The 20,080-nt window shown below is 33.6% G+C and carries 27 protein-coding genes; 26 read left to right on the top strand and 1 reads right to left on the bottom strand.

Annotation, left to right across the window (positions count from 1 at the left end; genetic code table 11):
• Positions 1-443: 443 nt before the first annotated feature.
• From QRN68_RS18395 to QRN68_RS18380, 4 genes are read left to right on the top strand one after another with little or no spacing between them, the layout of a single operon-like run.
• On the top strand, positions 444-887 hold the full coding sequence (locus tag QRN68_RS18395) for a MarR family winged helix-turn-helix transcriptional regulator (protein ID WP_285398354.1): 444 nt from the start codon (positions 444-446) through the stop codon (positions 885-887).
• A gap of 53 nt (positions 888-940) precedes the next feature.
• Positions 941-1,882 (top strand): ring-cleaving dioxygenase, encoded by a 942-nt coding sequence (locus tag QRN68_RS18390; protein ID WP_285398353.1) that lies wholly within the window; start codon positions 941-943, stop codon positions 1,880-1,882.
• A gap of 15 nt (positions 1,883-1,897) precedes the next feature.
• The gene (locus tag QRN68_RS18385) at positions 1,898-2,953 is read left to right on the top strand and encodes an LLM class flavin-dependent oxidoreductase (protein WP_285398352.1); all 1,056 of its coding nucleotides are present in this window, start codon (positions 1,898-1,900) and stop codon (positions 2,951-2,953) included.
• 12 nt (positions 2,954-2,965) lie between these two features.
• Entirely contained in the window at positions 2,966-3,532 is a 567-nt protein-coding gene (locus QRN68_RS18380) for an NADPH-dependent FMN reductase (RefSeq protein WP_285398351.1), read from the top strand.
• Between the two features lie 63 nt (positions 3,533-3,595).
• On the opposite strand, the gene QRN68_RS18375 is transcribed toward QRN68_RS18380, so the two are convergent.
• The gene (locus QRN68_RS18375; protein ID WP_285398350.1) at positions 3,596-4,621 is read right to left on the bottom strand and encodes a DUF2332 domain-containing protein; all 1,026 of its coding nucleotides are present in this window, start codon (positions 4,619-4,621) and stop codon (positions 3,596-3,598) included.
• Positions 4,622-4,744: 123 nt separating this feature from the next.
• Between QRN68_RS18375 and QRN68_RS18370 the strand changes: the two genes are divergently transcribed.
• The 22 genes from QRN68_RS18370 to QRN68_RS18270 all read left to right on the top strand — a co-directional run.
• A complete protein-coding gene (locus QRN68_RS18370; protein ID WP_285398349.1) occupies positions 4,745-5,626 on the top strand; it encodes a LysR family transcriptional regulator in 882 nt (293 codons plus the stop codon).
• Between the two features lie 153 nt (positions 5,627-5,779).
• A complete protein-coding gene (locus QRN68_RS18365; protein ID WP_285398348.1) occupies positions 5,780-6,079 on the top strand; it encodes a response regulator transcription factor in 300 nt (99 codons plus the stop codon).
• Entirely contained in the window at positions 6,070-6,309 is a 240-nt protein-coding gene (locus QRN68_RS26965) for an ATP-binding protein (RefSeq protein WP_350224363.1), read from the top strand. The genes QRN68_RS18365 and QRN68_RS26965 overlap by 10 nt, the downstream gene beginning before the upstream one ends.
• 374 nt (positions 6,310-6,683) lie before the next feature.
• Positions 6,684-7,307, top strand: a complete 624-nt coding sequence (locus QRN68_RS18360; protein WP_285398347.1) for a hypothetical protein — start codon at positions 6,684-6,686, stop codon at positions 7,305-7,307.
• 34 nt (positions 7,308-7,341) lie between these two features.
• Positions 7,342-7,668 carry a DUF5713 family protein gene (locus QRN68_RS18355; protein WP_285398346.1) on the top strand — a complete coding sequence of 109 codons (327 nt, stop codon included), beginning with the start codon at positions 7,342-7,344 and terminating at the stop codon, positions 7,666-7,668.
• A 262-nt stretch (positions 7,669-7,930) separates the two neighbouring features.
• Entirely contained in the window at positions 7,931-8,494 is a 564-nt protein-coding gene (locus QRN68_RS18350) for an SMI1/KNR4 family protein (protein ID WP_285398345.1), read from the top strand.
• Positions 8,481-8,987: an imm68 putative immunity domain-containing protein gene (locus QRN68_RS18345; RefSeq protein WP_285398344.1), complete on the top strand. Its 507-nt coding sequence runs from the start codon at positions 8,481-8,483 to the stop codon at positions 8,985-8,987. The genes QRN68_RS18350 and QRN68_RS18345 overlap by 14 nt, the downstream gene beginning before the upstream one ends.
• 216 nt (positions 8,988-9,203) lie before the next feature.
• Complete coding sequence (locus tag QRN68_RS18340) at positions 9,204-9,638, top strand: hypothetical protein (protein ID WP_285398343.1); 435 nt, start codon at positions 9,204-9,206, stop codon at positions 9,636-9,638.
• Positions 9,639-9,746: 108 nt separating this feature from the next.
• Complete coding sequence (locus QRN68_RS18335) at positions 9,747-10,109, top strand: hypothetical protein (protein WP_285398342.1); 363 nt, start codon at positions 9,747-9,749, stop codon at positions 10,107-10,109.
• A gap of 172 nt (positions 10,110-10,281) precedes the next feature.
• Positions 10,282-11,091 carry a hypothetical protein gene (locus QRN68_RS18330; protein WP_285398341.1) on the top strand — a complete coding sequence of 270 codons (810 nt, stop codon included), beginning with the start codon at positions 10,282-10,284 and terminating at the stop codon, positions 11,089-11,091.
• A gap of 137 nt (positions 11,092-11,228) precedes the next feature.
• Positions 11,229-11,831: a hypothetical protein gene (locus QRN68_RS18325; protein WP_285398340.1), complete on the top strand. Its 603-nt coding sequence runs from the start codon at positions 11,229-11,231 to the stop codon at positions 11,829-11,831.
• A gap of 341 nt (positions 11,832-12,172) precedes the next feature.
• Positions 12,173-12,811: a hypothetical protein gene (locus QRN68_RS18320; protein WP_285398339.1), complete on the top strand. Its 639-nt coding sequence runs from the start codon at positions 12,173-12,175 to the stop codon at positions 12,809-12,811.
• Positions 12,774-13,397 (top strand): hypothetical protein, encoded by a 624-nt coding sequence (locus tag QRN68_RS18315; RefSeq protein WP_285398338.1) that lies wholly within the window; start codon positions 12,774-12,776, stop codon positions 13,395-13,397. The genes QRN68_RS18320 and QRN68_RS18315 overlap by 38 nt, the downstream gene beginning before the upstream one ends.
• Before the next feature lie 193 nt (positions 13,398-13,590).
• On the top strand, positions 13,591-14,655 hold the full coding sequence (locus QRN68_RS18310; protein ID WP_285398337.1) for a hypothetical protein: 1,065 nt from the start codon (positions 13,591-13,593) through the stop codon (positions 14,653-14,655).
• A gap of 567 nt (positions 14,656-15,222) precedes the next feature.
• Complete coding sequence (locus QRN68_RS18305; RefSeq protein ID WP_285398336.1) at positions 15,223-15,492, top strand: SMI1/KNR4 family protein; 270 nt, start codon at positions 15,223-15,225, stop codon at positions 15,490-15,492.
• Positions 15,493-15,586: 94 nt separating this feature from the next.
• Positions 15,587-16,216, top strand: coding sequence for a hypothetical protein (locus tag QRN68_RS18300; protein WP_285398335.1), 630 nt, complete (start codon positions 15,587-15,589; stop codon positions 16,214-16,216).
• Between the two features lie 449 nt (positions 16,217-16,665).
• Positions 16,666-16,941 carry a hypothetical protein gene (locus QRN68_RS18295; protein WP_285398334.1) on the top strand — a complete coding sequence of 92 codons (276 nt, stop codon included), beginning with the start codon at positions 16,666-16,668 and terminating at the stop codon, positions 16,939-16,941.
• 89 nt (positions 16,942-17,030) lie between these two features.
• Entirely contained in the window at positions 17,031-17,384 is a 354-nt protein-coding gene (locus QRN68_RS18290; RefSeq protein ID WP_285398333.1) for an immunity 51 family protein, read from the top strand.
• 115 nt (positions 17,385-17,499) lie between these two features.
• Complete coding sequence (locus tag QRN68_RS18285; RefSeq protein ID WP_285398332.1) at positions 17,500-18,390, top strand: leucine-rich repeat domain-containing protein; 891 nt, start codon at positions 17,500-17,502, stop codon at positions 18,388-18,390.
• Positions 18,387-18,806 (top strand): SMI1/KNR4 family protein, encoded by a 420-nt coding sequence (locus QRN68_RS18280; RefSeq protein WP_285398331.1) that lies wholly within the window; start codon positions 18,387-18,389, stop codon positions 18,804-18,806. The genes QRN68_RS18285 and QRN68_RS18280 overlap by 4 nt, the downstream gene beginning before the upstream one ends.
• Positions 18,807-18,916: 110 nt before the next feature.
• Positions 18,917-19,171: a DUF7660 family protein gene (locus QRN68_RS18275; protein ID WP_285398330.1), complete on the top strand. Its 255-nt coding sequence runs from the start codon at positions 18,917-18,919 to the stop codon at positions 19,169-19,171.
• 246 nt (positions 19,172-19,417) lie between these two features.
• Positions 19,418-20,080: Imm43 family immunity protein (locus QRN68_RS18270; RefSeq protein ID WP_481817467.1), on the top strand; the 663-nt coding region annotated here is incomplete at its 3' end.

Here is a 20,080-nt window from a genome sequence, read left to right as displayed (position 1 = left end):
AACCCTTTCATCGATCAATAATAAACCTATTTTTTCCTAATCAACACGCCTGATTTTAAGTATCTAAAACTTACAATAGAACTATGGGTATTCATGCTGACTTTTTGACATATTGAACGACGTTATGGAAGCTCATAAGAAGGCTTTGAAGGGATTAGTCAATCGATGACACATTATATTAATTTTCAAATGGCTGTCAGCGGATGAACAAATTGGTGTTAAAGATCATGGATTACTTGAGTCAGCACTAGCAAGACCACAACAATCAGTCTCGAGCAGCATTAGGACTAAGTGATGCACTCGTCATAGCGGTGTCATCCAATTACTACGCATGGTATTATTTAGTATGATCATTGCACTGGAAAATATCTCGAACTCAAGATATTTTCCTTGCTTGTTTATCATTTGCGTAGTAAAGTGATAATTGAAAGGAGGATGAAGTGATGAGAAAACACACGCTTGGATCACTGACATGGATTCGGATGATGCGCTTTACAAATCAAAGTAACCAGCTATCCAATGAATTTTTAAAAAACTTTGACTTAACGACTGCACAATTTGATGTCCTTATTCAAATAAAGACATATGCGCCGTTAACGCAATCACAGCTAGCAGAGAAAGTGATAATCACGCAAGGTGGTATGTCTCGGATGCTTGCTCGTCTTGAAAAAGAGGGACTAATTGAGCGTAAACAAAATTGGAAGACGAAAACAATCTCGCTTACAGCTAAAGGCGAGCAGATGATAGATGCGGCGACACCAAGTCAGCTACACTTTCAATCCTCATTTTTTGAAGAAGTATTAACAGAAGAAGAAATGAAATCTTTATATACACTTATGTCAAAACTAGAGAAGCATAGTCGTGAAAAAAAATTACCACCAGCGTGATTTTTTTTACACTTTCACTTGCTTAGTCAAGTGATAATAAGGAGGAAACATTCATGAACAAATTAAGTGGTCATCATCATATATCAATGCTAACGAAAAATGGTAAACGTAATAATGATTTTTATACAAAAATTCTTGGATTACGTCGTGTGAAAAAAACTGTCAATCAAGATTCGCCATCTATGTATCATTTATTTTATGGAGATTTAACAGGTGCGGCAGGTACGGAATTAACATTTTTTGAAATGCCCGTAGCAGGACGTACAGTTCGAGGCACAAATGCCATTACACGTATTGGGTTACTAGTGCCAAACTATGACAGTCTGCAATATTGGAAAAATCGTTTTCAACAGTTAGATGTTCAACATAGTGAAATTACCACATATGCAGGTAAAGATGCCTTGTTTTTTGAGGATCATGAAGGGTTACGAATGGTACTTTTAAATCATCATGGTCAAGAAACGCCAGCCGATTGGCAACCATGGGACGGCTCCGAAATCCCTACAGAACATCGCATTTTAGGGATGGGGACAGTTGAAATTACAGTTCGTTATTTGCATCGCACAGTGAATTTATTAAAAGGGCTTTTTCATTATACAACTGTAGCAGAAAGTGACAAAGAAGCAGTTCTTCAATCTATCGAGGGTGAAGTACTAGGAGAGATTGTTGTTAAAGAATTAGAAGGGCCTAGTGAAAAGCCCGGTCGTGGTAGCATTCATCATCTTGCGCTCCGTGTTACAAACGTTGAGGAATTACAGGAATGGGATGCCAAAATTAAGGAGCGAGGCTTAGATAGTACAGGAATAGTGGATCGCTATTACTTCCAAAGTCTTTATTTTAGAGATCGCAATGGAATTTTATTTGAAATGGCAACAGATGGTCCCGGGTTTACAGTTGATGCGGCAATAGAGGATCTTGGTAAAGAGCTCGATCTTCCACCATTTTTAGAAGAAAAACGTGCTGAAATTGAGGCTATTTTAGAGCCACTAGATTAAGGAGTGAACTACTACATGGAAAAATATCGTATTGATCAATCAAAGGGTATTGAATTTGGACTTTATTCATTAGGTGATCATATCCCAAATCCGTTAACAGGTGAACGTATCACAGCTCAGCAACGAATCCAAGAACTAGTTGAAGCAAGTCAGCTTGCAGAACAAGCGGGTATTGATGTATTTGGTGTAGGAGAAAGTCATCAATCGTACTTTACAACACAGGCACACACAGTTGTTTTAGGAGCCATCGCACAAGCCACATCGACAATCAAATTAGCGAGCTCGGCAACGGTACTGAGTGTCTCTGATCCGGTACGTGTATATGAAGATTTTGCAACAATTGATTTAATTTCAGATGGGCGTGCAGAAATAGTTGCGGGGCGTGGCTCACGAGTAGGTGCATATCAATTACTAGGCGTTGATTTACAGGATTATGAAGAGATTTTTGAGGAAAAATTAGAGCTCCTGAAAAAAATTAATGAAGAGGAGCTTGTCACTTGGGAAGGGCAATTCCGTGCACCGCTTCACAATGCGCAAATTTTGCCGCAACCGAAAAATGGCTCGTTGCCAATTTGGCGAGCTGTCGGAGGACCACCTGCTAGTGCCATTAAAGCAGGTTATATGGGTATTCCAATGATGCTAACGACATTAGGTGGGCCAGCTGTTAACTTCAAGCCATCAGTAGATGCTTATAGAGAAGCAGCGGAGCGAAGTGGCTTTGACCCGAAAGAGTTACCGATTGCTACGACAAGTTTATTCTATGTAGCTGATACGACGAAAGAGGCGCTCCAAGGAATGTATCCACATTTAAATGGTGGATTCCAAGCAATTCGTGGCGCAGGTTATCCAAAGCAACAATTTGCGCAAGCGCCCGATACACGAGACGCTTTAATGGTCGGAAGTAAGGAACAAATTATTGAAAAATTACTATATCAATACGAGCTCTATGGCATGCAACGATTTATGGCACAAATTGATTTTGGCGGTGTGCCATTTGAAAAATTAATGAAAAATATTGAAATTATAGGGAACGATATTCTACCTGCAATTAGAAAATATACAGCGAAATAAGGGGTGTTCAGTATGAAAATCGTTGCACTAGCCGGTTCCATTGTCGGCTCAAAAACAAAAACAGCTATTAGTAAAGTGGTTGAAATTTTACAAGAAAAATATCCGGAGCATGAAGTAACGTTACTTGATCTTGCTGAATACAACATGCAATTCAGTGATGGGCGTAATTATTTTGAATATGATGGGGATACGAAATATGTGACTGAAACAATTATGGCTGCAGATGCAATAGTTATTGGAACGCCAACATTTCAAGCGTCAATCCCAGCAACATTGAAAAATATTTTTGACTTACTACCGGTTAATGCCTTTCGCGATAAAGTGGTGAGTATGGTTGTTACAGCGGGCACATCTAAACACTATCTAATGATTGAGCAGCAGTTAAAGCCAATTCTCGCTTATATGAAAGCACATATTGTTCCAACATATGTATTTATAGAGGAGAAGGATTTTTTGCGGAAGGAAATTGTGAATGATGACGTCTTATTCCGCCTTGAGCGTTTAGCTGAGGATACAGTGATGGTAGCTGAAGCGTTTGCAGAAATTCGTGCGAAAAAAGATGCGGAATATGATTTTTAGAGATTACTATAAAATTTAGACGCTACATGAGAGGAAATCTTATGTAGCGTCTTTTCATGCTTTTTATTTTTGGTTGGACCACATAAACCACCGCGCATGACCATCAGGGCGTTCCATTATACGTATCGATTCTATTTCTCCTTGATCAATAAAATCCTGGTGCAGCTGTGAATCAAATATATTGTTATAACAATGGTAGAGCGATCGTGCCATGCTTATTTCTTTTAGTTGTTCGATTAATTCCAGACGTATTTCCATTGGGATTTGATTGGCCACATGTGTATGATAAACAACTAACATCGCCTCTTGATTAATTTCTCTACTAATATCTTTTAGAAGTTTAATGCCATCTCCTTTTATCAGCTGTAAATCGAGCTCTTTTAAAATAGGGAGTGCTTGATTTAATAGCAATCTTCGTTCTTGATGCTCTGGCCAAATTAATGCTTGGAGCCATTGAAGCTCTTTTTTATTATGGATATCAATTGGATTTAAATCGATACCAATCCTTTGACAAACGACAGGAGGGATCGAAATAGAGGCTGGCAGTGATTCTCCTCGATTTTCTGATGACAAAACGAAAGAACTATTAGAATTCATTACTTGAAGCTGTTGATTATAGCAGTAATTGTATTGATCCATGCCAAGCTGAAGCCCTGCACTAGCACCAATTTCTATTAAGGCTAACGGTTTTTGATGGAGTTCATAGATTTCTGTCATCATCGGATAAAGGTAAGAACAACGACGAATTTCATTAGTCTGGACAAGTTTTTCTTGCAATAAAGCCTTTAATTCATCTGAATGCGACAAAACGAATGCTCTAAAAACAGGATATACTTCATTTATCGATTTTGGCGTTGTCGTTAAGGATGGATAAAAATGAACTAACTCGTCTTGTGATGATGACAGTAAATAATGAACCCCAGCTAATAATAAATTAGGTACAGGTTGTCCTTGGGGTATAAATGTGGCAATTTTTAATATTTCTTCATCATCAGCAATCTTATTTGCTAAATGCTCATACAGTGGACTTGAGTTTTCACATTCATTTTTTGCAAAAATACGGAATTGTTGACTTAATTTCGCTAACATTTTATTTCTCCCCTTTGTAAAAAAATAATCTTTCTAATTTTAAGTTTATTATTATTGGATAATTTAGTAAATTAAATATAGTTAATGAAGTTGATTAAAAATATTAATTAATGGGGTGAGATTTTGGATTATAAATGGATACAGTCTTTTATAGTAGCAGCTAATTCTTGTAATTTTCGAGTAGCCGCAGAAGCGCTACATTTATCGCAGCCAAGTATCACAGTTCACATTCATCAGCTAGAACAATTTTTAAAAGTAAAATTATTTAAACGTGAAAAAAATCGTGTGCAATTAACGGAGGCAGGAAGGCTCTTTCTAATAGAAGCACAGCAAATCATCCACCAATGGGAAAAAAGTATTGAACGTTTTCAGTTAGCAACAAAAGGAATTGAAGAAAAGCTAATTATTGCAATGACTCCTTTAATGGTGGAAACGATATTACCACATGTAATTTATCAGTTTATCAATGAAAATCCTTCTATCGAAATATCGATTCTAGTGGAGGATTCAGCAAAAATTGAGGATTTAATCAATCGTGACAAAGCACATATTGGTATTTCCTTATTGCCAACTCGTTATCGACATTGGCGCCAAGAGCTAGTTGTAGAGAGTCCTTTAGAATTGGTTATTCCACTGGATGCTTTTGATGATGAGACAGGTGCTTATATTGATTATGAGGAATTATTTCAAACCTACACCTTATTTACGCACCATCATCCGACTATTTGGGGGGATTTATTACATAAAATACAGGAAAAATATGTAGTTACGAAGCAAGTTTCTATATCTCAATCTTATGTCGTAAAGCGCTTAATAAAAGATGGGCTCGGTATATCATTTTTGCCACGGATGATTGTGAGAAGGGAGCGTATGGAAGGGCGGTTTAACATCGTTCCTTTCGATGAAATAGCATTGCCTAGTGTTCCTGTCTACCTTTTTTATAAGGAGTCAGTACAGGTACCAGAAGAGTTATTAAACTTATTCCATACGAGGGATTATTTGTGAAAAAATGCAAACGTAATGAAGTTGGTCCATCACCAAAAGTTGTGGATGAAATGCCCTATATATTAGTCGGAACTGAAATCAACCATACGGTATGCTGATGAGCTATTAAGTTTCATATAGTATGAGAGATTATATTAAAAAGGCGTGATTGTATTGAAAATTTTACTGGTTGAGGATCATGAAGATGTAAATACAATGTTAACGGAATTGTTTGAGCAAGCAGGTTATCAGGTGACAAGTGTGATGGATGGTGTAGAAGGTTACCGTGCATTTAGGCGAAACGAGTTTGATATTGTGCTTCTTGATATTATGCTGCCCTATAAAAGTGGGGATGAATTACTAAAAGAAATACGTGCTATTTCAGATGTACCTATTGTTATGATTTCAGCGAAAGATTTAGTGTCAACAAAAATTGATTTGCTACGTTTAGGGTCAGACGGAAGCTGTGGTTAGATGAAGAGCATGCCTATAACTGTTTTAGGAATCCGATTGACGAAAATAGTCAACTAAATCCTAACCAGCTTTTTGATCGATTTTATACAACAGACAATTCCAGACGTAAAAATACTGGACTAGGATTATCTATTGTCAGGCTACTAGCAGAAAAATTAGGTGGAAGTGCAACAGCCAAAATAGAAAATGACATGATTGAGTTTTTAGTGTCCATAAAAAAGAATTTGTAATAGTAGTAGCCAAGAAGCTTATTGCATCTTGGCTATAAACGTTTAGATCGAAAAGCTGGAAAAATGTTATAACTTTTGTGGAAATATAGAACAATTTATGGTAATTATAGTATGTGTAGTGATAATTAAGATATGGCGATTTCATAACTTTACGTTTACCTAAAACATTTTGGATTGGACTTGCATTAGGAGAAAAGGGGATCTTAATTGATTGATGGATAGAATTTTAACTGCCTCTAGTTTAATCCATGCGAAGATGAAAATATAACTTTAATGGGGCAGGGATGGATTGAATCATATTTTAGATAAGATTTTAAGAAATTGATAACACACATACGTAGAGTTGAAAGAATAGTGTGACTTGAAAAATAAGAGTGGGTGTAGGTATGATAAAAAGGTTTAGCTGGAAGAAAAACGATATACATTCAATTCAATTAAAAGATAATTTATATATCATTGCTCAACTATTAGAAATTCCATATGTTGCATTTTTTAATATCTCGAGTGAAAGAAATAATTTTAATGAGAAGCCACATGACTTAAATGATTTAAAACCTTTTGGGGTATGTATGGTTTTAAACGCGTTTTTTAAAAAGTGTTCAGTAGGGAAAGTAAAAAATGTCCAACCTAACTTGAATATCCCTATACCAGAGATTTTTATTAGTAGTGACAGAGGACAGTGGGGAAATCGATTGGAATTTAGTGATGATGAACTTATATATAATTTGGTGAGAATTGATCCCACAGTCGGCGATAAGGGTCTTAGGGGTAATGAAATTATTCAATATAATATCGATAGAAAAGACTTGGGAATTTTAAATAATTATGAAATTGTTGGCTACAACACAGGTTATGAATTTGTACGTCGCTTAATTTTATCTTTTGAAAATAGCCGTTGGATCGATCCATTAAAAGAACAACGATTGCTTGGTAAAGATGACTATCCGTTAAAAACAGTAGAAGAAATGTGGAATTCTGGGGTTCCGAAGTATGAATAGGTGAAAAATTTTTTATATTAAAGGAGGAAACATTGTGAAGAAACTTGATTCTGAATTCAAATATTTAGTAGATATGTACGAGGATACTTTTTTTCCAACGTTTTTAGTGGATAAACTTAAATTGCATATTGTTAAAGTAGTTCATTTTATTGAGGAGAGCACTCATACAGTGGAAGAGATTCAGGAAAAGTTAGACGAAATGACTTTAGCTATCAATGAGCTACAGAATGAATTTTATGAAAATGACAGTGAAATAGAAACGTTTGCACGGGATTCAATCGGATTAACGGTAGAAGAAATTTTACAATATTTTGAGATTGATATCGATATTGAAGAAGCTCTTAGAGAACGAGATTGGTGAAAAATTTGTATGGCATCCTAACTTCCTTTTTGATTCACTGTGTTTAGAAAAGTATGTTTGTCGACATCAGATAAGGCTCACCTGGTTAACCTCTTGTGAGAGAGGAAGCTCCTAAAATCTGAAATTCAGTTAATAAAAAATACATAATTGATTTTCGTGATGTTTACAACACAATATAGGGTGTAATGATGACATTCGAAACTTTACTTAGGTGCAAAATGGTGGATACTCCAAAAACAAATATTACAAGGCGGTTATATAAATGTTTTATAATTGTTCATTCCAGCTAACACGAAAAGATTTAGAAGAGGTTGAAATCTTATTAGGCTTTCAACTTCCCCAAGAGTTGAAGAATCATTACCTTCAATATAATGGTGGTTTACCTAATAAACCATGCTTTTTTGAAGAAGATTCAGGTTTGGAAACTAGGGTGCATGTTTTCCTTCCAATTAAATTTGATAACAATATAGGGTACACATTGGAAAAAGGATATTTGGATTTCAAGGGTAGGGATATTATTCCAAAAAAGTATCTACCGTTTGCAAATGACGCAGGTAGGAATATTTTTTGTATAGACCTTGATTCAAAGCAAGTGGTCCTTATTTATTTAGATTTAGGAGAAGTGACTAACAGATGTATTGAGTTTTTAGCAAATAGTTTTACGGAATTTATCAATGATCTTGAGGAATGTTTGGATGACGAAATTGAAGACGACTCATATAAAAAGATAGATTTTAAGAATCCAAAACATATGACAACTAATTTTCCAAATTTGCTGAACAAACAAGACTGTGGAGGGGGCCAGAAAAACGATGATGTACATTGAGCGATGGTGGGGAGAATACATTGGCGGAACCGATGACACATGCACTTTAATCGACTATTTAGTTGACAGAGAATTTGAGTCAGATATTCCAACAGAAATAAACGTTAAAAATATTTTTCAAGACTTTCAACTGAATAATGCTCGGGAAATAAAAGACTTACGCCAAACGAAAGACATTTACTTGATTATAGAAAAAGAATTTTTTCAAGATATAGGCTGTGTGATCAATTTGTTGATAGATATTACGGCTATTATTCTGGAATGTCAAAAAAACGGTAAGGTTCATCTAACGGATTTAGCTGGCAGCATCATGAACAAAAATGCTGTTATTTCTTTAAAAGTGGAAAAAGAAGAAATGGCTTTTTTGAGGAGAGTATTGGAAGATTTTATTCGTCACCCTTTAAGTTATGATTTGGCGGAGTTTTGCCCGGAAGATGATATGCGAGAAATTGCAAAGATATGCAAGGAGATTTTAACAGAACTAAACATGTAAAACTAAGACGATTGAAGATATGCATGGAAAAGTTATTTGGGACTATCAAAATAGAGAAGCGAGAACAAGCAGGATTCTAATTCCGGGAGAGGTGTAACTATGAGTATTGGATTGAATGAGATATGGGATGGAAAAATTCCTGCAGATGAAATGAGTTTGGCGGAATGATCCGATAAAATATGGGAGATTGGCGAACTGGATGCCATCCAAGAGAAGGTGTCGCCAGAGTTATTTCAACTTCATATCACCATCAATACGATCAGTAACTGGCAGTGTGATGGCTGGGACGGTATCATCGCATATCAGCCACATCTTGTGCCATATATTCCCGAAGTTTTGGCGAAATTTGGCTTGCAGCATTTGAAGCATGCTTTTGACGAAGTCATTGCCATTTTCCCAGATTTCATTATGTTTGAGGATGATTCACTTTATTGTGACATGATCAACTTCCTGCATAATATGCGAATTAAGGTAAGTGACGAACGTTTGAACGCGTATACGCAAGAAGAGCGTCAAGCCATGGTGACGCAATATCAGGAAAAGCTCTGTCAATTGGATAAAATTACGGGACCTCTATGGGAATATGGTAGCCCTAGGGACGGTTGGGCCATGATCTTTGATTATATACAGGCTTGGGACGTGAGAGGGTGATGTTTACATAAAAAATAGAAACTTATATAAACAGCCCTTCGGAAAATGAAAATAGGTTGATGGGAATAATCACGTCCCTCCGACAAAAATGGCTCTTGATGAAAGTTGGTGAATGAATTTCGAGAGTCTACCAATGAAAAATTACATGATGCAGAGATTTATTGTATAAAGGAAAATAAAGATAGTTTAGACATATACCTTTCTCTTATGAGCGAAATTGATAAGGTAATTACTTTTGTTAACCCTGTTTTTTGGAAACTCACTTCCTTTGAACAGCAAAATGTCATATTTGAATTTTCAACGTTTGACGGAAAAATGATTCCTGAATTTTTATTGGAAGAATATCCAGAGTTAAATAGTTTTATGATGAGTAGTTATCAAATTTCTTATCTTGATTCTTCAATAGGGCTTGGAGGGATTATTGTATATGAAATACTTGAAATAAAAAACACATGTAAAGAAAACGCATAACCTTTTCCTTACATGTGTTTTTTGTGTTTGAAATATTTATTTTTATCATAATATGAGAAATCAAAACAGCTAGACTTGACTGCGTATCGCTTTGATAGTGTGGAAATCAGAAAGTGAAATGCCTTTTGATGAATAAAATTTTAATAGAAACGGATAGAAAGTAGGAACCTAAATGGAGTTGAATAAAAAGGCTCTTAAAATTTTATCGGAATACGACTTACTTCATCCAGATGAAACTTCAGAGGAGGACTTTCAATTTGCTAAGGATGTAGGTTATATGTTTGACAGTATTACTCAAACACATGATGAAACAATAGAATTTGCTTTTCAAGAGTTAAATAAGTGTAAGAAGAAAAATATGACAGATCTATTTCTATCAAGTTTAAGTTCAGGTCGTTTAGATTGGAGAAGTGGGTTATCAGCATATAACATTTTGAAAGTGTTTCCAAAACATTCCGAAGAGTCTAATGGGGTAAATTGTATTATTTGTTCAAGTAGACCGAACGAGTTAGTTGATTTTTCGTTTATAAATAGTATTCGGTTTAATATAGGAGCAATTATTAGCGGAAGAATATATCATTTGGCTTTTATACTTCAACAGCATAATAAGCTTCCGCATGTAAAGCCGATAATAAAAGATTTTGATATCTTTCAATCTATTATTGAGATCATTAGGAATGCCGAAAGCGATGATACACCATCTAAGGTTCAAAAAAAGATTGGAAAAATTGAAGGATTTAAATCAAATAAAGAACAAAGAAAAGCATTACTGGAGACTCTTGGTTTTTGTAGTATTTTAGAAACAGAAGAGCATAAAGGTTTTTTACATCAATTCACAAATCTTGGTTTGGCCCCAAGATCTAGACATAGCTCAGATTGGTTATATCCCGTGGATTGGTGGAAAGGGAGAGACGGTATAAATCAAGATGCACTAAAATTTTGGTTTGATGAATATGAGGAATTACAAAAATTGTTTATGTAATGATCAATAAAATTTGGCTGCTCTTCTTAATGAATTGAAATATAAACAACACTGACACCATAATAATTTGATAGGTTTGGTTAATGCCTAAACAGATATTTATCTCAGAGAATTGGTATAATTTGGGTATGTGAGTAATGGACTTCTCAACAGTTATAAATGTCAACACCAATATGAACATTTTCGTTTGTTTAAGGAAGTATGCAGCACTTCCAGGTAAAAGAGATGAACGATTTGAATGTAAAGTAATCATGACTCATGAACGTCTCATTCTTTGTAATGCTTGGAAAGGGGAAAGAAGCCAGTCGATGGGGAATTTTAAAAGTTTATTGAGAGATAGATCAAACGCGCTGATTTTTATGGGGAGAAAATTCACTGATGGTGATACTAGTTGGATTGGTGGGAATGCCCCAGCGTACTTTGATGATCAGAAAGATTTTCAAAGTAAATATGGTTCTAACTATTACTTTTTCTTATCATTAGTTAATCCGCTAAATCCAACAATGATGTTTACAATTTTTTTCCCTAGAGAATATGATGAATACTTAGAAAATAACAAGTATCCTAATTGTGCAGTTCTACTAATCGAACACCCTGTATCTTATGAAAGTAGCACAGATATGTTCACTAATCCAAATATGAAGAAATATGCGATTGGTGATTGTGAAGTAATAAATAACGACATAATTGATAATCAAATATTTTTAGTGAAATTTGGCGGAACTCCTGAACACATCTAAAATAAAAACTTTTATACTAAAGATTTAGTAGCTGATTCGTTTGAGTTTTTATTTCAGATTGATGAACAAGGGTATCCAGAAGAAGATGATTTTATTCATGGGAACTATCCATTTTCATATGGTGCCATATACATATATGCACAAATTACGGAAGAGAATGTTACAAATTCTGTTGTTGGATATTGGCAGTTCTCGTGAAACATGACAAAAGATAAACATACGCATGCTCTTTTGTCTACACCTTTTGTAGCCGCTTTATGCGTGAGAACAAAATTAATTGGACGGATATTGATAAGATCCAAGGAAAAGGGGAAAACATTACATTGGCATGGGGGGATTAAATGTCCAAGTTAGAATATGGCAAAGAATTTTTGAAATTACTGGATGAATTAGAAGTGACTTCACCAAGCGAAGTTCTGCCACTAATAAAGAAAATTAATAAAGAAACATGTGTGGAGATGGGAGATGAGACAATTTCCTTCTTTTCAGATACGTTCATTGTTGAAAAATTAGTGGAAATAGCATGCAAATATGACTCCGATGAAAAAATTTTAGTTTGGTTTTTAAGGGCGATAACGAGAATTTCTCAAAGATATAATGTTAATACCCCAGAGATCTACGATTTTTTGTATAAACATATCGAGTCTAATAGTAATGAGATAAAGTTCGTAGTCGCATCACGAATAATATCCATACCTCAATTTGATAAATATGAAGGGAAATGGGATTATATTATTTCGACTGCAAAGATTCCACCTAAAGTATATTCCATGGACAATTTTTTATTTGTAATTGAAAAGAAAATTAATGAAATTCCTAGTGATAAAATAGAAATTATTACTGACACTTTGACTAAATATATTAATTCTTCAAAATTGGATATAACCACACATAATCGTTATGAAGATGTAATAGAGAAGTTGAAAAGAGGATTTAGAAATTATGACGAAAAATATTTGGAAAGCGAATCAAGTGATTAGTATAGAAACAAGGTGCAAAGATGAAGATAGGAAGAACAATATTTATGTTTTAGCACAAATGATTAATAAAGCTCAATTACTGATTTTTGATTTATACAGTGACGATAATAATTGGGGGGATGTTAATTTAAACGAAGTTCCTATTTTATTTAGTACGACTGTAACAAGACAGTTTATTAAGAATAGTAATATTTATAAACAAAGCATAAAACCCCTTACAAATTTCAAACTTTCAAAATATAAAATAGAATCTTTAGGTATGGGAAGTAGACATGTTACTGTATGGGAAGGAACGACAAATGAGCGGAAAGTATTGATACTGGGTCAAGGTGGGGGGAGGTTAATAGAAGAATATATGTCTACAGGTAGTTATAAAACTAAAATAATTATGCCTTCAATTCCTGTAATAGATAGCGAGACCATAGATAAATATGAATTAACCAATGTCAGGATTTATGCAGAATTTAATGAACGATTATATCTTTGTTATAAGTTTGGGAAAAATGTAGATCCTTTAAAAGATTTGATTTTTGATAGACCAATTCCTTTAGAATATAAAGAATATATTGATATTATTTCTTCGTAAAAACGGTATTGAACGGGTCTACTGATTTTTTGATACTACTAAGGTATTATTTGGAAGGTGTACTTGTAGAGCCCAAAAAGAGAAGCATAAATCATAAGAATTTGGATTATAATGCTACTTTTTCATTTAACTAAAATATTGATTATTTACCTTTTGGAAAACTTTCAAAAAGGCATCTAATTCTATGTCAGAGGTGAAATTAATGAAAAATACGGCTTTGTGGTTGGAACAAGGTTATTGTTCCAGTCATTTAAAAAATGCACAATTGCAAACTAAAGGTTTAACATTAGAAATCCCTTTTAATGATGCTATTAGCGAATATGATATTTGTAGGTTTAAATTGATTGTTGAAGAAGTGAGAAATGAAAACCAATTATTGTTGGACCCCACTACATTAGGTGAACAAATAAAAGAAATAATGTATGAAAATGTATCGTTTTTGGAAAGAGATTTTATTCGCTATACATATGAAAATGAATTCGAGTTTCTTAATAATAACGAAAGTGAGACTATTCAACAAGCTCTAAGGGATGGGATATTACAAGGGGAAAATTCTTATCTGAAGGATTGTATAGAATTAAACGGAAAATATGATATGAAGATTCAAGTTTTTCGACAAGGGATTCATCAGCCTGATTTTTTATCATCTGAAGCCCCTCAGTATTTTACGGATTATGAACAAAAAATTGATACAATTACGGTTTATGTGCTGATATTTAGAAACTCTATTGAAATTCATAGAAACAAAAAGCTTGCTAATTCTTCTGTTTACGGAAGCTTTGGGAATCTAGGTTTTTTTATGGTTGATCTTAAGCTATTTAGTGAATTTATAAGCAATGAAGTTGGTAATGGGCCAAATAATCTTGTTGATTTATTTACTACAACCGATTTAGTTGATAAATGTTTTGAAGAAGGTATGCTGATTATTACTTGGGGGATTAAACCTTGGCATTATTATATTCAAGCGATGAATAATTCAATTATATTTGATGAATGCATAGTCAGTGGGACCTATAAGATTAAAAAAGAGATAAAGGAGTTATCGATTATTCCTGGCGACGAATTGCTTACATGGCCTGCATGTTTAGAAAAAGAATGGCCTAAAATACAATTGGAAGGTGCTGGTGAAAAAATTAATCTTTCGCTATGTACTTGGTCAGGTGCTCTCGGAAACGAAATAATTCCTATGTATATTCTTCAAAGAAGGGAAGAAAAGGTAGAAAATATCGAACCGATTATTAACTATAGTTTCTTTTAAATTATGGAGCTGCGTTAAATGTTTATCCTTCAACAATGCAGCTATCGATGAGGAGCGGTCGTTTAGCGTATAAATTGAAATTTGGGAAACTAACTTTAAACTTGAAGTTTGTAGAAATCAAAGAACAGTTCGGTTACTATATTAGCTGTTAAAAAGTTTATAAGGTTAGGTTTGTTAGTTGAAGACGATTTTTCACTATATATATTCTTAATTTTTTTATCCAGCATTATGGGAAGCTCTTTTTTTTCAAAGCATATGCGAGAAGGTATTAAATCCTTCTTTTGCATATGTTTTTTTTGTTTTACATCGGCTTCCGAAATGTAAAAAGCCTTGAAACTTTTGTTTCTGATTCAGAGACTTCCTTTCACCGGAATTACAAACAAAGTAATTTATAGTATTATTAGTAATAATATAGGCGTAAGCGTTTGGGAGGCTGAATACGGACTATGTCTTGCTAGATGTAAAAGATTGTCTAGCCATGCGCCCAATCACTTTATGGCTATAAATAGGGAATTCTTAATGAATCAAGAAAAAATGACATGTAAGTAGCTCCGAGGAGTGAAGAGGATGTTTATAGAATGTTCTACTCAACTAACAATAAGCGATTTAAACGATGTAGAAACTAAATTGGGATTTAATTTACCAGAACAGCTGAAAGAACATTATTTACAATTTAATGGTGGAGTTCCAGTTAAACCTTGTTATTATGCACAAGATATTGACCTTGAAACAGAAATTGCCGCGTTTTCTTCAATAAAATATAAAAATAACTCAACTTTACTAGAAGAAAGCTACCTAGATTTCATAAATAGGGGTGCACTTCCCATGTATTTTTAGCGTGGTATTTCAAAATAGAATAAATGTGGAGATGGGGAATTAAACTAAATGCAAAGGAGTGAAAAATCCGAATTAAGTTATTTGGATAAATAATATGGAGAATAAAAATAACATTTTAGTTGAGCGAAAAGAAAGTATTATATTTCAGTTAGATAAGAACCAGAATGTTGGTAATGGATGGATTGGTGGAAATGCTCCAGCATATTTCGACGATAAAAGCGAACTTTTTAGTGAAATTGAATTTGAATATCACTTCTATCTTTGTTTTGTAAGTCCGGTAGATAAAAATAACATGATTTCTATCTTTATACCAAAAGAGTACGAAAATCGTGTTTCAAAAAATATTTATCCAGACTGCTCATTGTACGTGTTCGAACATCCGATTTCGGAAGAAAGTATGGCTTCTACTTATACCGAATTTGGAATAGTTAAACACTATATATCAGAAGGTATTATTGTGAGTGAAGAACAAGCTTTCGATACCCCTTTTTTTATTAAATATGGAGGAAACCCCTTCCTTATCCAAGAAGAAGAATATTATTACACAGAATTAGAAAAAGATAAATATAGTTTCTTGTGTCAAATTGATGAGGACGGTTATCCAGATGGGTTATTCGATTCAAGAACTAGTTTTCCATTTGGGTTTGGTGCTGTGTATTTGTATGCAATCGTGACGGAGGATTCGATAAAGAATCCAATAGTAGGATATTGGCAATATTCCTAGTTGTTATAAGAGATAGGATTCAAGCACAGGATATAAAAATATATAGGAATCTATTCCGTGGTCTTAAAATCATCCGCCAATTTGTATCTGAATCAGGCAAAAGGTTATATCCGCCAAGACGAGCTACAAGGGATTCATTTTCCACATCATTAAAAGAAAGAGTAAAGGATAGAAGGGTTGGTTATTCCGAGGATTTCGAGAACTTTTCTCTGTTTCATATCCCTTTTACTGATAATGACTTTTGGAATTTTGCAAACACATTAAGGCAAGATAATAAATAGAAGTGGATTCTATTGAAAACAGGGGATGGATTAAAGAAAAATAGATTTTAATCCATTAAAAAGGTTTAGAGAATAGGTCAACCTAAAAAATTTTAATTCATAGGGGGATGATAAAATTGAGAATTTTTGGAACGAAGCCTGAAGAAAATGAAGCTGCGGAATTTGAAAATGCACGATACATTAATCCCAATTGAAGAAATAAATAAAAACTATGAATGGTTAAAGAATAGCGATAAACCATATCAAGCAATGTTAGCGCATATTGATATTTTAGTAATGCTCGCAAAAAGATTTCCTGGGAATGCAAATGTTTTGATTAAACAATATCAGACGAAAGAATGGAGAAAAACCTTTAACGATTGGTTTAATAGATACGAAAAAAAATACCATCTAAATATAGGGAGGGCATTAAAGAAAATGCTGATGAACTCTTTACTGAATTAGAAAAATACGGCAATAATTTACGTTATTAATGCTATTACTTATTTCAAAAGCAAACGGTCTAAAAATTTAATTTTTGGTGGAGGTTTAAGATGAATTTAATTAATGATAAAGAGAAAATAGCTCCGTTTTTTTGGGTGGATCATGATAGGGGTTCTGCGTCGTTATGTTTAAATGTTGGGGGATATAAGCAAGAGATTTTTGATACACGATCTGATGAGGGATTTGAAGGAGGAGGGTATGATTGGGAATCCTTGGCGATTGTCTTTCTTGAAGAAAAAATGCCCGAACTAAAAGGTATTGTCAAGTTTGATTCCGAAGCTAGCATGTTTTGTGCTTATTCCTTTGATAAAAAAGCATTAGAGAAGTTTGCTATTTCATTTAAAAATACATGTGAAGATGAATCGACAATTACGGATTTATTTTCTCGTGCAGAATTGGATTAAAGGTGTTTTTTTCAGATTGTTTTATAGGGCGAAGCATGCGTAATTTTCATTTTTTGAAGCCAGAGATATATTTAGAATTCTATAGAGGTGAGCCAGATAATTAGGGGTGTGAATAATGATGAACTATGCATTTAATGATAGTATTGGCTATTTTGAGATAGACCCACTTTCCCTTGAGGAAGGAATACAGATTGCTGAGAAAGAAAATCACCATTCAATTCGAATCCGTAATTTGAATCTGGCAACAGATTTGAAATGTCACTTAGATTTTTCATCTTTCAACAACAAAACATTTATCAATAAATTGCTGATTAGCGATAATTTTAAATTATCCAAGCATCAAAATATAGAAGCATTAACTACATTATGTAATCTTACAGAAGTCACACTAGGTCAGCCAATAAAGCTTGATTTGAACTATTTTAAAAAATTAGAGAAGGTTGTTGTTGAAAAAGATTACTATCTAAATTTAGACAAACTAATAAATTTAAAAAGGTTATACGCAATTAAATATATTAAACCAGATTGTAAAGAGTTTTGTTCACTAAAATCATTAGAATTTTTGCGTCTTGACACCTCGACTAAGCTAATATCTTTAACAGGAATAGAGGATTTAGATTCTTTGAAATGGTGTTGGCTCCAGTATCTAAATAATCTAGAAGATGCACACGCTCTAAATAAACTAAAAGGACTTGAAAGACTCCAAATTGAAAAATGTAAAAAAATCACTGATCTAACATTTTTGGCAGGGAATAGTACTATAAAAGAATTACAGGTTTCAGATGTTGATTCTCTTGAATTTGTGAAATCTATGAAAAATTTGCATAAAATAAATTTTTGGAATTGTAAAAGTGGAGATTTATCTCCTTTGTTAGAGTGTCCATCACTAAGAGAGGTTGCATTTCATCCTGAAAAAAGACATTACTCTCACAAAAAAGATGAAATCAATAAGTTGTTACAAGAAAGGAAGTCTAACTTGCAGAATGAAAGGAGGGCTGCTCAATGAAATTTTCATTTATTAAAGATAACTCTAATCTACAGTTTTCCAAAATAAAAAGTAATGAAGTTGAACGAGTGGAAGATGAACTAGGTATTGTTTTTCCAAAAGATCTAAAGCTATTTTTGACGGAGATCGGCTACGGGTCTTTTGTGGGCGACGAAGATCTTGACGAAAATTGTGTATTGAGTCCCGCATCAATTAGGGATTTTCGATTAAGACAAGGTTTTTTTGATGCTTATCCAAACTACGATGAAGATAGTAAATTAGTTTTCTTTATTGGATGGGAATCAGTGCCTTTTTCAATCGGATTAACTGATGAAGAACAAAATGCTGTCTATGATAACGAAAAAAAGATTGCAAACTCTCTTGAGGAATTTTTATTAAAGATTATCGAAGATCCTGAATACTACCAACAAGATTAGTGTGAAAGGATAAAAATGGCGAAAAAATATTGTCGTTGTGTAACGTAAAGAGCTATTTTTAATTCAAATTGTACGCAGGCCCTAAAGCTAAAATGGAAAGGTGATAATATATGGAATTTTATGAGAAAATCGAACAAGTGGCTACAAAGGATGAATTTTTAGAGTTTTTAAATATGCTTTCAAAGGATTTTAAACTTAATGTAGATGAATGGGAAAATAAATCTATTAATAACTATCTTGAAGCAATTGAATCATGGATAGAGGCTATGGAGGGTTATTATATAAATAGTGGTTTACCCGTACCAAATAACATTGATTGGAATTTCTTAGCTACCGTATTTTATGTCGGTAAGATCTATGAATAACAACATGCTTTAACAATCATTGTAATTTTACATATGCGAGAATTGAATAAATTTTTTAATTGATTATTCCTTCATCTGTACGACAAGGGGACCAAAACAGCTAGCAGTTCTGAGTTGAAAGAAGGTATGAAAGAATATTATTTTTGAAAAAACTAAAATGAAAACACTGAATAGTAGATTATCTTAAATGAAGGGAATGGCATTTTTAATATGGGAAATACATATGCGATTTTTTAAAAAGAAGGTATATTTTGTCCTACTTACCTAGAAGGGATTATGCATACAGAATTCTTTGAAAAAGATCCTTTTGAAGCGAGAGACTCTGATGCAGGGGAATGGAGAACCACAAGAAATATTAAAACAGAACTGCCTGAAGAATTATGGTTTGTTTCAAAAGATATAAAATATGATTTTGATTTGAGATGGGATAGAGACGGTTTTTTCTTATCTTCAGAATTTCTAAAATTATTACTAAAATTTGGAGTTGCCAATTTTCAATACACTAAATTGCATATGGTGAACAGGCATAAAAAAAGCCTAACTTCAAAGGAATATTATTATGTGCGATTTTATGAGAGGTTAGAAGATGTAATAGATATGGAGAAATCAAATATTGAATTTTATAAGCAAGATGGACGTATAAAAAAAATATGGGATTTACAGCTGAAAGAATCAAATACTCTCCCAGATGTTTTCCTAATAAATAATACAAACCTTTCCACTACCGTCGCAAAAATTTTAACTGAATTTTCTGTTTTCTGTTTTTATCTCTTTAGAATAAAAACGAAGACACTTAAGCAGAGGGTAGTAAACATTCATTTTTTTACTATATCCTTTGGCGAGGGCGACAGAAGTGTGAAAACCTTTATGGAATCGCTTTTCCTTCGATTTTTCGAATCCAAATATGTG

Source organism: Lysinibacillus sp. fls2-241-R2A-57 (assembly GCF_030209535.1).
Lineage (GTDB): Bacteria > Bacillota > Bacilli > Bacillales_A > Planococcaceae > Lysinibacillus.
Note: the sequence above shows the minus strand (reverse complement) of the source record. Positions and strands in the feature narration are given on the sequence as shown.

Excerpts from the sequence above, each read along its gene's own strand:
- QRN68_RS18305 (WP_285398336.1), top strand. The coding sequence starts at position 15,223 with ATGTTTATAGAATGTTCTACTCAACTAACAATAAGCGATTTAAACGAT.
- QRN68_RS18300 (WP_285398335.1), top strand. The coding sequence starts at position 15,587 with ATGGAGAATAAAAATAACATTTTAGTTGAGCGAAAAGAAAGTATTATA.
- QRN68_RS18325 (WP_285398340.1), top strand. The coding sequence starts at position 11,229 with ATGGACTTCTCAACAGTTATAAATGTCAACACCAATATGAACATTTTC.
- QRN68_RS18275 (WP_285398330.1), top strand. The coding sequence starts at position 18,917 with ATGGAATTTTATGAGAAAATCGAACAAGTGGCTACAAAGGATGAATTT.
- QRN68_RS18390 (WP_285398353.1), top strand. The coding sequence starts at position 941 with ATGAACAAATTAAGTGGTCATCATCATATATCAATGCTAACGAAAAAT.
- QRN68_RS18395 (WP_285398354.1), top strand. The coding sequence starts at position 444 with ATGAGAAAACACACGCTTGGATCACTGACATGGATTCGGATGATGCGC.
- QRN68_RS18345 (WP_285398344.1), top strand. The coding sequence starts at position 8,481 with ATGATGTACATTGAGCGATGGTGGGGAGAATACATTGGCGGAACCGAT.
- QRN68_RS18290 (WP_285398333.1), top strand. The coding sequence starts at position 17,031 with ATGAATTTAATTAATGATAAAGAGAAAATAGCTCCGTTTTTTTGGGTG.
- QRN68_RS18330 (WP_285398341.1), top strand. The coding sequence starts at position 10,282 with ATGGAGTTGAATAAAAAGGCTCTTAAAATTTTATCGGAATACGACTTA.
- QRN68_RS18315 (WP_285398338.1), top strand. The coding sequence starts at position 12,774 with ATGACGAAAAATATTTGGAAAGCGAATCAAGTGATTAGTATAGAAACA.
- QRN68_RS18380 (WP_285398351.1), top strand. The coding sequence starts at position 2,966 with ATGAAAATCGTTGCACTAGCCGGTTCCATTGTCGGCTCAAAAACAAAA.
- QRN68_RS18285 (WP_285398332.1), top strand. The coding sequence starts at position 17,500 with ATGATGAACTATGCATTTAATGATAGTATTGGCTATTTTGAGATAGAC.
- QRN68_RS18295 (WP_285398334.1), top strand. The coding sequence starts at position 16,666 with ATGCACGATACATTAATCCCAATTGAAGAAATAAATAAAAACTATGAA.
- QRN68_RS18385 (WP_285398352.1), top strand. The coding sequence starts at position 1,898 with ATGGAAAAATATCGTATTGATCAATCAAAGGGTATTGAATTTGGACTT.
- QRN68_RS18350 (WP_285398345.1), top strand. The coding sequence starts at position 7,931 with ATGTTTTATAATTGTTCATTCCAGCTAACACGAAAAGATTTAGAAGAG.
- QRN68_RS18320 (WP_285398339.1), top strand. The coding sequence starts at position 12,173 with ATGTCCAAGTTAGAATATGGCAAAGAATTTTTGAAATTACTGGATGAA.
- QRN68_RS18280 (WP_285398331.1), top strand. The coding sequence starts at position 18,387 with ATGAAATTTTCATTTATTAAAGATAACTCTAATCTACAGTTTTCCAAA.
- QRN68_RS18375 (WP_285398350.1), bottom strand. The coding sequence starts at position 4,621 with ATGTTAGCGAAATTAAGTCAACAATTCCGTATTTTTGCAAAAAATGAA.